The organism is Bradyrhizobium sp. LeoB3 (genome assembly GCF_055456055.1).
Window position 1 is genome coordinate 1 of the sequence record NZ_JBVBEF010000162.1, and the last position, 10,402, is coordinate 10,402.

The window sequence follows — 10,402 nt, forward strand, 5'->3', positions numbered from 1 at the left end:
TGACGCAGATATCGACCGACGCTTTCCTCGATCTGCGCCATCCGCCTCGCCATCTTGGCATGCGTGAAGTTGCGGTCTCGGTTGTTCACCACCTTGAACTTGCTGCCGTCGATTGCGACGCTTGGGGTCTGCAACAGGCCCATTTGCCGGCATGCAATGAACTTCGCACAAACCTTCCGGATCGCCGCACCATTGTCCTTCCGGAAATCGGCGATCGTCTTGTGATCGGGAGCCAGGCGGCCGATCAGCCACATCACCTCGATATTGCGGCACGCCTCACGTTCCAGACGACGACTGGATTGCACCCGATTGAGATAACCGTAGATGTAAAGCTTCAGAAGGACTGCCGGATGATAGGAGGGCCGGCCCGTCTCCTTCGCGATCACGCGCTCAAACCCCATTCCATGCAGGTCGAGCGCCTCGACGAACGCATCGATCACATGGACCGCGTTGTCCTCACTTACCCAATCCTCCAGGCATTCCGGCAACAGCGTCAGCTGGGATCTGTCCGCGCCTTCAACGAAGCGTCCCATCCGTATCCCCCAATCAGGAAACGGAGGAATCGTAGCCGACTCGTGGCTTTTCACACAGCCAGGGTCAAAAGCGCCGTTTGAGAAGTCGACCGGTCACTTCCGGTCCACCTCGGTGAGCGGACCATTTTACAGTTTGCCCGCACCCGCATCGGGACTAACCAGACAGTGTAAGTGCCGCACTAGGGTCCAGTGCAGTGATCGCCGCCTGCACTGGCGCATGCTTGCCTCGATGGAGGCGACATCGGCCCGAGTGGGGCTTCGTTTTGCCTGTGGTGGCTTCCGAGCCGGTCTGCCGCTGTTAGCTTATCGCGCGGGCCGAGCGTATCGCGCCATACGCTCGACCGGTCCGTTGTCTGGCCGAGCGACTGTGCACAGGATGGCGTGCGGTGGGGTCCGGAGCTCCGTCACCACGAATGCAGCAACAAGGAGGAGACCCGCTCTCATCTGACCTCATCCCTTCACGGCGATAATCCTCGGCCTAGGCCGCGCGGGAATAAGCTCCCTGATATCGAAGAGCAATTGGGGTCAGGGGAACTGACCTGTTCCGTGAAATGAGACCCGCATCGCACTGGGCAGGTGAAACCTTTCGAACTCTCGGTGTTTGGATTTGCTAGGAGAGTTGACCTTGAAGCGAGTTCTGAAACCGATCACTTATGTTTTGGCCGCCCTGTATTTCTTGGCGGACGCGGCTTTCATGGCCATCGCCAAGCCGATCTCGGATTGGCTGGCCGAGCGTGTGGTGCTGAGGCGATTGCGCGCCTGGATCAGATCGTTGAGGCCCTACCCGTCGTTGGCGTTGTTTTCGGTACCGGTGATCCTGCTGGAACCGGTCAAACCGATGGCGGCTTATCTGGCCGCTACCGGTCAGATGGTGAGCAGTGTTGTAACATTGATCGTCGGCGAGCTTCTAAAGCTCATCTTGGTCGAGCGCCTGTTCAGCCTTACCCGCGACAAACTGATGACAATTCCCGCCTTTGCTTGGGCGTACACAAAATTCCGCGAAGCCAAGGCATGGCTGAAAAACACCGAGGCCTGGCAGGCCATTCGCGCAATAAGCAAGGCTGCCCGTCAGTATCTAACCGAGATGAAAAAATCCGCTGCGGTGGCGTTTCGGCGGCCTTGAGAGACTGCGGTTCGCGGCAATCCGAGAAAGATCTGTACCCGAGCCGGGCAAGCCTGAGCGAGTCGCATTGCCGCCAGGCTTTCGTTGCGCGCCAGCACCCGCTCGCCCCGCGCGTAGAGATCACCGAAAGCGGCAGCTCCAGCGCCAAGGTTGCAGCGTCGCCACATTGCCAAACCGACTGTGAAAGATGGGAAGGATGACGTGACTCACCTTCGAGCGGCACCATAGAATCTGATGTCGCATTTGGGCCAAAAGGCGACTTCCGCACAGGGGATTGGGTGCAAGCGGCGCGTTGCTAGGCATTATCGGACTGAAACTCCCGTCCTTGTGACATGTCAAATCGCGCAATCGATCGGCGAACGAAGCGAGACGCAGGAAACGGTCGGCCGCAATCGCGGCTACCCATGACGTTATTTACTTTCAAATCACCTGGATTGGGCTACATGAAGCCCGGGTTGCGCGGGAGGTAGCTGACCCAATCTCCGAATTCTTGATTCGACATCAGCACCATCGGGAACGTTAGACGCATCCCATGGTCGGTCGCCGCCTTGAGCGCTGGCTCGCTCGCGCCCGGCACGAAGGCCGAAATGGTTGGAGAATTGCTCCGTGCTGCGAACGACAACGCAGCAGCAAACGCGGGGCCCACGAGATCTGGCCGATGGACCGCAAGCGGGCCAATGTGTCCATCGGAAATATAGACATACCCTACGCACTCGCCGCCGGCGTGGATGGTGAACCCGCTCGTCGTGCTGTCGCCCAGGAGATAGCGATGATGCTTCTCTCTGGAAACGCTGAGAGCACTGACATCAATGAGCGCCAGCTGATCGAACCTGGCTGTCTTGGCCGTGACAGATACAAGATGGAGCCGCGGCTCAGCCAACCGCGACGCCAGGCGGTCACGAGGCACGCTGACCATGTAGATCGGAAAGCGCGGGAACAGTCCGTGGCGGATGTAAAGCCCCTGAGACACGTTGTTGAACGTGAAGGTAATCAGCGCTTTAATGGATGCTCCGCGCATTTGTGCGTGAGCGAACGTCTTGCTGATAAGCTGATTGCCAATGCCGTTGCTCTGGCGATCAGGCGCCACGAACAGCTGTGCCAAACACCAAAGCTCGCCACAAACCCAACTCCACGCGAAGCCGATGATTTCTCCGTCGTCATCGGCTACCCATAGACCTTCGGGATCGTCCCTGAGCGAGAACGCTTGAAAATTCGGCGGGTGAGAGAATGCCATCTTTCCGAAGCCCCGCCGTTCAGTGAGTTCATTGATGCTGGCGACCACAATCTCATCGGCTCGCTTCAGGTCGTCCATGCGAGCGGGTCGGCACACGACAGCCATTTGCGAGTCCTCTCCGGGATCGGCACGCCGGACCAACCATAGAACCGGGCCGCAGCGTAGAGGCCTTCTACTGACATCCTGGATCAGGATGAGAGAGACGAAATGCCCGCACCTGGTGATCAGGCCAGCGGCCGGATGTTCTGGTTCATGCGGAAGAAGTTCTTCGGATCGTATTTCGCTTTGATCCGCTGCAGACGCCGGTAGTTCGGTCCATACGCAGCAGCGACGGAATCGCCAGCCTCGTCATCATCGAGATAGTTGACATACCGGCCGGAGGCGAAGAAGGGCCGCATGCTTTCGTAGGTTTCGCGTGCCCACGAGATGCAGCGGCTCGTATCGCCAGGCTGCATCCATTGCGCGAGGATCAAGAAGTTGTAGCCCTCTTGCCGATGCGGAAATGCGGTATCCCCTGCATCAACACGGATCGCTGCGCCGTGGATGTGTTCAAGAAGCAGCTGGCCCATGGGCGTCGGACAGCGGGCGAAACATTCGATCATGGTCGCAATCGCAGCATCACTCAGCTCCATGAGGAAGTTCGATTTCCAATAGTTGAGGGCGCCTCTGGGGTAGTTGGCGTCGAGCATGCTGTTGAGCTGGCAGTAGAGCGTCGGCCCGATTTCATCCAAGATGGGGGCTCCGAACTGTTTCAACGGCCGCATGGCTCGTTCGGCATCCGCCGCCGGGCCGCAGTGGCAGGTGACCAGGGCGGCTACCTCTGTGCCGGACCCATCGGGCGCATGTGTCAGGGTTGCGAACAGCGTCTGCCCGTCCGGTAGCGATCGCGTGCTGACCCGGAAGAATTCGAGCACGTCGCGGGAGCGCTCGATAGGGTAGATGATTGGGCCACCGATGACGGTTGGCCCTACTGGGTGGAGGTCGTATTCGAGACTGGTGGCGATCCCGAAGTTTCCGCCGCCGCCGCGGACGGCCCAGAACAGATCGGGCTCCTCTTGCTGGCTGGCCCGCAAGACCTCGCCATCGGAGGTGACGAGTTCGACCGCCCGCAAATTATCGAGCGCCAGGCCGTACTTGCCCATCAGCCAGCCCAGTCCTCCGCCGAGGGTTAGTCCGGCGATCCCCGTGGTCGAGACCACGCCGCCGGTGACCGCAAGTCCGTGAAGCTGCGTCTCGCGATTGACCTCGCCCCAGGTGACCCCGCCCTGCGCCCGTACGGTCTTGCCGACAGCATCGACGTGGACGCCCCTCATTGGGGACAGGTCGATCATTATCCCGCCGTCGATGGTCGCGCGTCCGGCCACGTTATGGCCGCCGCCACGAACCGCGACCTCGAGGCCGAGCTTGGTCGCAAGAGCGACGGCATCCACGACGTCGGCCACACTGCGGCATCTGGCAATCAATGCTGGCCGCTTGTCGACCAGCCCGTTGTGGACCTTTCTCGCCTCCTCGTAGCCTTCGTCCGTTGGTTTGAGGAGTTGTCCTCCGAAGGAGGCGCTAAGGTCGGCGCCGGCGAATGCGATGGACGACATGACACGGTCTCCTCGGTTCAATCCATCATATCCTCAATTGTTGGCCGTCTCGGAGCAAACCCGAAGAATTCAGGTGACGGTGAATTGATTTCACCTAGACTGGCCGCATGCACAAGCTGCCGCCACTGATCGAGCTTCGCGCCTTTGAAGCTGCCGCCCGCCACCTAAGCTTCAAGAAGGCCGCGGCAGAACTCGGCGTGACGCCAACGGCGATCAGCCACCAGATCGGATTGCTTGAGCAGTATTGTGGTCGCGCTCTGTTCCGCCGCAGACCACGGCCTCTTTCGCTGACCGATGCCGGAGCGCGGCTATTCCCCGCCATTCGCGGCGGGCTTGAGATGTTTGCCGCTGCGATTGGGGCCGTCAAGCAGGAGCGCGACCAACAGCCTCTTCGGGTGACGACAACCAACGCTTTCGCCAGCCGCTGGCTCGTGCCCCGCCTGCCCGTGTGGCGGAAGTTGCATCCCGACGTGCCGCTGGAAGTCATCGGCACGGACACAGTGCTCGATCTGCAGGCCGGAGATGGCGATGTCGCCATTCGTTATGCGACCAGCCGAGTACCGCCGACAGACGGAATCGTCGATGATCTCTTCAGCGATACATTCTGGCCGGTCTGCAATCCGCGTTTGCTCTCAACGGGACGACTGAAGAGACCAGTCGACCTCGCAAACCACGTTCTGATCCACTCCTATTGGTCGCCCGCCGATCGTGAGCCGCCCACATGGCAGAGATGGCTTGCCGCGGCTCAGCGCAGGTGGCGCGAAGTGCCCCAGTTCAAGGACATGCAGCACTTGAGTTTCCGCGAAGAACTGCACGCGATCGAGGCGGTGATCGCCGGGCAGGGAGTGGGGATTTTCAGTGATGTGCTCGTGGCACACGAACTCGCCGCCGGCACGCTCGTGAAAGCGTTCAAGTTGAGCCTGTCCGGCTATAGCTTCTATGTGGTCAGCAGGCCAAGCCATCTGCGCGCGAGGACTATCCGAGCCTTCTCGAAGTGGTTGCAGTCAAGTGCTTAATCCACTTTCTCTTGTGCCTTCGAAATGTCCGCTCGAGTCATCAGCGTCGTTTTGGCCATCAGTCGGTCACTTCCGGTCTAGCCCGATGAACAGACATGGTCAGAATCCGTCGGCATGTCGCTGAACGGCCACGAGCGGCACTTGGCCCCGCTTTGAGCAGCGTCCGGTCTCCGAAATGGGCCTGGCGCGCTTCAGAAGACAAGCTCAAGGCGCTTATCAAGTGAATGGTCGGCCCGACCTGCCGCCGTCAACGACAGGCCGAGGCGACAGCTTCTATCCGGGAATCGATCGCATTTGAGATTTCATGGGAACGAATCCTTCACCCGTTCGAAACGGGATGCGTCCGGTTCTTCACCTTGATCCAGTGGTCACATCGGATGGGCCGCGGGCTCGTATGACACTTCGAGCATTTACATTTTAGTAGAATGCTACCATCCACAAGGAACTCCCTCTCCGCGAAAGGTATTGCTTGCGGAGAACCGGCCTGCCCAGCAGAGTTGAGGTATTCGGTCATCCCTGCACCAACGCTGCCCCCCAGCCCCGGGGATGAGCGAACCGAGGCCCAGAGGGTTCATCCCTTTGCGGCCTCGTTTCTTTTTGGGGCTACAGCGAGCCACCTCGATTGTCGGCATCCCTGCGCCAATCGGATCCATTCGGCAGCTACCTTAAGCCATGCTTGCTTTCCCAAGGAGCTGACGGCCTTCTCAGCCTCTCGAAGAGCTTCCTCAGCTCGCTGGCGTTCATAGTCTGCGTCTTTTACCATGCGGGCCGACTATTACATTCAATGCCAACTGGAGGGAAGTTAGGCACCGTATTCGACCGGAGTTGTATGGGAGCTACCTTCCGAAGTAGATGATCGTCGACGACCTCTTAGGCCGCACTTCGATGGTTGCACGCGAGGCCCGTGGAAACGCTCCCTACGGGCCTCGTTCCTTTTAGCTGAAGAATCTGTGCTGAGGCGGCGCGCCGGATCGCACTTCGTCAGGTGTTTCAAGACTCGTTCGCAACGTGTGCTAGTTCCTGGCAACGCGAACAGGTGATCGCTTCTCGATCATCCAGGTAGACCCAGTCGTTCGGCGCGTCCTTGGCGCACAGCGTCCAATACGCTCTTTTACGTCGGGATGGATGTCCGCGCCCTCGCAAGCATGCACAACTCCGCGCTCGTCGCGCCAGTGTATCGGCTTGCCGTCGATCGTGCGGAAGCTGGTGGCAGGCTCGGGCTCCGACCAGGAACGCGTATCCGGATCGTAGGGCGGGACGTCGATAATCTCCACCGCCTTCCACTGGATCGGCTTTGAAGCCCGCTGGCATGTCGGGCGGGGTCTCTTCGTCACTGGGGTCGCATCGGGGGCAGGGCATGCCGGCGCCGCCGCTATCGCACGCCCGTTCTCCAAGCCACGGCTTGTCCGGATGATTCTCGCAAACCCAGCGGCAGCTATCGCACCTGGCGCAGAAAATCACGAGATTGCGTCCTTCACCCGCTCAAAGCTCAGATGGCTCCGGTTCTTGACTTTGATCCAGTGGTCACAACGGCCGGCGCGGTAGGAGCGTTCCTTGTGCTTGGAGACCAGGCCCTCCAGGCCCATGTCGCAGGCGCCCGGAATAGCTCCGGCCCGATCTCTCCTCCTCAAAGGGGTGCGCCTTGAATGCATCTGAGATCAATAGAGGCCGTCAGCAAGAACGCCGACATGCGCGGCGACATCCGCGTGATCGACGAGCGCCTGAGCAGAGCAGGACATCCGCGAGCTGCGGCACCGGGATGGCTTCGTTCGGAATCGCGCTCTGGCTGAGCCGGGGATCAATCGAGAATACTGATTAGCCCCTCTCACGGCCTTCCTGAACTGCCGGCAGTCCTAAACCGGCAGTAGCTCGGCCGTTGAGCCTGTTCATCTTCCCTAGACTGGCGCGTCATTCGTTAGGAACGCGCTCAACAGTGCCGCATTACCCGGTCGTGGAGCAACGGTGCAGAGAGGCTCCGGCCCGTTTTGCACTCAGATTGTGGGCTCGCCGAAAGCATGAAGCGAAATCTATTTTTTATAGCCATGGCTTGCCTAGCCGTGGGTTTTTCAAGCGTGTGCTTCGCGCAGGACCACGCAACGGATGACAAGCTGACCAACGAGGAAGGTCAATCTACCGTCAACGCCACTCGTGAACGGCTAAAACAGCGTCGGGAGGAACTGCGGCTCGAGCGTGAGAAAAGAATAGAACCAAAGCTGCAAGAACTGCAGCTCGATCGGGAGCACCGAATTGGACCAAAGCGGGAAGAACTGCAGCTTGATCGCGAGAAGCGAATTGGGCCAAAGCGGGAAGAGCTAAGGCTCGATCGCGAGAAACGAATTGAACCAAAGCGGGAAGAGTTGCGCCGTGAGCGCGACGAACAACGTGAGCAGAAAGACATCGCACCGCCGTCGCCTACGCAGGCCCGGTGAGGAGGTGCAGCCAAGGTTTCATGCGGCGAGATGGCCTTATGCAACCTTTCACACCGTGCCTCAGTTGTTGTACATGAACGACAATCGCGCATCAAGTTCTTCCCCGCCGGCACCTGCCGACTTCAATCCGAACAAGGCTATCGAGACAACCGAGCAACTGCGCATTGCAATCGACCAGGGTTACGCCGGAGACAAGATAGATGCTGGAGACCCAGCGGCCGCTCCCCTCGGCACAGACGACGAAGCTGGGGGAACCCCAAACACTACAGCCCAGGTTCGGCTGGCCGCTGCCAATGAGGTTAGCGCGCGGCCTGATAAAGAGCGGCAGCGGACCTCCGGCATCGGGCACGCTTGGTGGCTCGTCGGCTTTTCTGTAGCCATGGGAGTTTCGATCGTTGCTTCCGTGCTCTGGGTATCGCCATAAGGAACAATACACTTGCCGATCCGTTTAGGCGGCGCCGAGGCCGATGGCCTCGTGCCCCGAGACTGGCCCCCGCTGGCTGCGGCCGGCATCGCCGGCGCGGCTGAACTCCCTGCGGGGTGTTGACTGCGCTCTGGTGCGCGCCAAGCTCGCCGAGCACGGGTAGGGCAAGGCGTTGGCTTGTGCCCTCAAGGAAGCTACTCCTGGGCGCAGATCACGGTCGCGCGGCGGTGCCTCCGGTGATATCTGGGCGGGATGGGGGCGATGCACCTTGCATTCTACCGGAAAGTGTATAGGTTGTGGGAGTTCGATAGCCGTTGCGCCTTGTTGAATGGTCCAAGCGGCCCTTTTCCAAAGACATCGTCAGTTGAATTCAGACGTCGCGTAATCCGCGCGACGTTTTCACATGTTTGGAGAAGAAAAATGTCAACAGGTACCGTCAAGTGGTTCAATGCCCAAAAGGGCTTCGGATTCATCCAACCAACCGATGGCGGCAATGACGTGTTTGTTCATGTCAGCGCGGTCGAGCGCGCCGGCCTTGCCGGACTCGCCGAAGGCCAGAAGGTTGGTTTCGACGTGAAGACCGACAGCATGCGCGGCAAAACCAGCGCGGAAAATCTTTCGCTGATGTGATGACTTCATCCGGCATGATCCTTGAGGTTCGTGCCGGATCGTTAATCGCCTCCCACGGATGTACTGGGATGGCGGCGCGGCCTGCTCAATCGTAAAGGTTGAGTGGGCTCACGTGCGTTCAGACACGAAGATGATTGTCGGCTCGCAACAAACTGTACTGGGCGGATTTATTGTTGGTTGCTCGGTACACTGGCATCATAGTTACTGATCTTGAAACGAGAGCCACCTTGCCAGAACGCCGCGAGCTTTATCGTAGTCCGAACGGAGATGCGTGGTTCCTGGGGCGCGAGCCGACGACTGGGAATGCCTTCATCATCCATCAGCCGAATGCACCATCCGGTGGTCGATTGTCACATATCGAGTTGGGCGAGTTTTTGCGCAGCGACGCCAAAGGACCTGAGCACCAGGCTCTCTTGCGCTTGATCGGTACGCTGGTCGAGGTGCCGCCATACGCCTAACGATACTGCAGGCGCTCTTCACAGCGAGTCCGGTTGTGTTGGCTTGTTCTGTTGCCGCTCCTTCTCGGCCATGTTTGCGGCATCGAGCTTGCCGCGGATGTATTCAGCCAGGTCGCCGACCTCGCCGCGGATCGACTGGTTTGAGATTCCTTCGCGCTCAGCCATTTCGCGGCATCGCCGCGTCAATTCCGCCACGTCTTGAGAAGCGCCAACGTTCCCCGGCTGCTCAGCGGCATGAACACTGTTCTGGATCCAAAAGTCGATAAATTCTCGTGCGTGTGTGCTCATAGGTAGTTTGCTCCTGCCATGGTCATAGCCTATCGCAAACATCTCTATGCTGCTATGCGTAGCGCCAAGCAGGAGTTGCAATGAGCATTGTAAAGCGTCATCTGGCCGAACACGAAGAGCGTATGGTGCTTATCGAGGAAATTTGCATCGACAAAGGGGCGCTCGTATTGGACCCCGCAACGGACGAAGTTTATTTCTCTGCGGACGAAGATGCCTCCAAGAATGCCTACGTAACCGTGTTTCAGGCATGGGCGAACGGCATAATTAAGGGCACGGCGGAACAAGTATTTGAGGCCACAAAATCTATCCTTGAGGACTAACGACGCAGCTTCTCTAAAGCAACCATCCTCGTAACCAGCGCTCCCTAGCGCGTGCCTGCCCAAAGCAGGTAGATAGTGACGGCTGCGACCCAAACGATGTCTGGTTTCATTACGAGGCTGGCCAAGTCCCAAATCATGACGCCAAGCACTAGACCGAGCAGGCGATTAGGCATGGGCCGACCAACGATTCCAGGGCCATGGCCGATGCATCCGGCGCCCACCCCTGTGACTGCGCCTAAGCGCAGCCCTCAATGGCGTGAACTGTGGGGCCTCTGACTACCGGAGGAATGCGCCGTTTCTCGGGTTCTTGACCGTCATTCCGGATCATCCCGCGCTGGTGCGCCTGTTCCAGCGT

11 protein-coding genes are annotated in these 10,402 nt (G+C 59.3%); 7 read left to right on the forward strand and 4 right to left on the reverse strand.

Annotated features, from left to right (window positions below; translation table 11 throughout):
* A partial coding sequence (locus tag ACZXDY_RS42900; RefSeq protein WP_464349643.1) for a transposase occupies nt 1–533 on the reverse strand: 533 nt, incomplete at its 3' end.
* Between the two features lie 625 nt (nt 534–1,158).
* Here ACZXDY_RS42900 and ACZXDY_RS42905 point away from each other — a divergent pair.
* Nucleotides 1,159–1,656 carry a hypothetical protein gene (locus tag ACZXDY_RS42905; protein WP_464349644.1) on the forward strand — a complete coding sequence of 166 codons (498 nt, stop codon included), beginning with the start codon at nt 1,159–1,161 and terminating at the stop codon, nt 1,654–1,656.
* Nucleotides 1,657–2,095: 439 nt separating this feature from the next.
* On the opposite strand, the gene ACZXDY_RS42910 is transcribed toward ACZXDY_RS42905, so the two are convergent.
* Together ACZXDY_RS42910 and ACZXDY_RS42915 are read right to left on the reverse strand one after the other, a co-directional pair.
* The gene (locus tag ACZXDY_RS42910; protein WP_464349645.1) at nt 2,096–2,968 is read right to left on the reverse strand and encodes a GNAT family N-acetyltransferase; all 873 of its coding nucleotides are present in this window, start codon (nt 2,966–2,968) and stop codon (nt 2,096–2,098) included.
* A 146-nt stretch (nt 2,969–3,114) separates the two neighbouring features.
* The gene (locus tag ACZXDY_RS42915; protein WP_464349646.1) at nt 3,115–4,482 is read right to left on the reverse strand and encodes an FAD-binding oxidoreductase; all 1,368 of its coding nucleotides are present in this window, start codon (nt 4,480–4,482) and stop codon (nt 3,115–3,117) included.
* Nucleotides 4,483–4,589: 107 nt separating this feature from the next.
* Between ACZXDY_RS42915 and ACZXDY_RS42920 the strand changes: the two genes are divergently transcribed.
* The 5 genes from ACZXDY_RS42920 to ACZXDY_RS42940 all read left to right on the forward strand — a co-directional run bounded on the left by ACZXDY_RS42920 (nt 4,590) and on the right by ACZXDY_RS42940 (nt 9,439).
* Complete coding sequence (locus tag ACZXDY_RS42920; RefSeq protein ID WP_464349647.1) at nt 4,590–5,498, forward strand: LysR substrate-binding domain-containing protein; 909 nt, start codon at nt 4,590–4,592, stop codon at nt 5,496–5,498.
* Nucleotides 5,499–7,513: 2,015 nt separating this feature from the next.
* Nucleotides 7,514–7,927 carry a hypothetical protein gene (locus ACZXDY_RS42925; RefSeq protein WP_464349648.1) on the forward strand — a complete coding sequence of 138 codons (414 nt, stop codon included), beginning with the start codon at nt 7,514–7,516 and terminating at the stop codon, nt 7,925–7,927.
* Between the two features lie 73 nt (nt 7,928–8,000).
* Nucleotides 8,001–8,351: a hypothetical protein gene (locus tag ACZXDY_RS42930; protein ID WP_464349649.1), complete on the forward strand. Its 351-nt coding sequence runs from the start codon at nt 8,001–8,003 to the stop codon at nt 8,349–8,351.
* A 420-nt stretch (nt 8,352–8,771) separates the two neighbouring features.
* Nucleotides 8,772–8,981, forward strand: coding sequence for a cold-shock protein (locus ACZXDY_RS42935; protein WP_464349650.1), 210 nt, complete (start codon nt 8,772–8,774; stop codon nt 8,979–8,981).
* Nucleotides 8,982–9,115: 134 nt separating this feature from the next.
* Nucleotides 9,116–9,439, forward strand: coding sequence for a hypothetical protein (locus tag ACZXDY_RS42940; protein ID WP_464349651.1), 324 nt, complete (start codon nt 9,116–9,118; stop codon nt 9,437–9,439).
* Between the two features lie 18 nt (nt 9,440–9,457).
* Here ACZXDY_RS42940 and ACZXDY_RS42945 read toward each other — a convergent pair whose 3' ends face one another.
* The gene (locus ACZXDY_RS42945; RefSeq protein ID WP_464349652.1) at nt 9,458–9,727 is read right to left on the reverse strand and encodes a hypothetical protein; all 270 of its coding nucleotides are present in this window, start codon (nt 9,725–9,727) and stop codon (nt 9,458–9,460) included.
* A gap of 80 nt (nt 9,728–9,807) precedes the next feature.
* Between ACZXDY_RS42945 and ACZXDY_RS42950 the strand changes: the two genes are divergently transcribed.
* Entirely contained in the window at nt 9,808–10,047 is a 240-nt protein-coding gene (locus ACZXDY_RS42950) for a hypothetical protein (RefSeq protein ID WP_464349653.1), read from the forward strand.
* The last annotated feature ends 355 nt before the right edge of the window (nt 10,048–10,402 follow it).

Excerpts from the sequence above, each read along its gene's own strand:
- ACZXDY_RS42910 (WP_464349645.1), bottom strand. The coding sequence starts at position 2,968 with ATGGACGACCTGAAGCGAGCCGATGAGATTGTGGTCGCCAGCATCAAT.
- ACZXDY_RS42930 (WP_464349649.1), top strand. The coding sequence starts at position 8,001 with ATGAACGACAATCGCGCATCAAGTTCTTCCCCGCCGGCACCTGCCGAC.
- ACZXDY_RS42935 (WP_464349650.1), top strand. The coding sequence starts at position 8,772 with ATGTCAACAGGTACCGTCAAGTGGTTCAATGCCCAAAAGGGCTTCGGA.
- ACZXDY_RS42945 (WP_464349652.1), bottom strand. The coding sequence starts at position 9,727 with ATGAGCACACACGCACGAGAATTTATCGACTTTTGGATCCAGAACAGT.
- ACZXDY_RS42925 (WP_464349648.1), top strand. The coding sequence starts at position 7,514 with ATGAAGCGAAATCTATTTTTTATAGCCATGGCTTGCCTAGCCGTGGGT.
- ACZXDY_RS42950 (WP_464349653.1), top strand. The coding sequence starts at position 9,808 with ATGAGCATTGTAAAGCGTCATCTGGCCGAACACGAAGAGCGTATGGTG.
- ACZXDY_RS42915 (WP_464349646.1), bottom strand. The coding sequence starts at position 4,482 with ATGTCGTCCATCGCATTCGCCGGCGCCGACCTTAGCGCCTCCTTCGGA.
- ACZXDY_RS42920 (WP_464349647.1), top strand. The coding sequence starts at position 4,590 with ATGCACAAGCTGCCGCCACTGATCGAGCTTCGCGCCTTTGAAGCTGCC.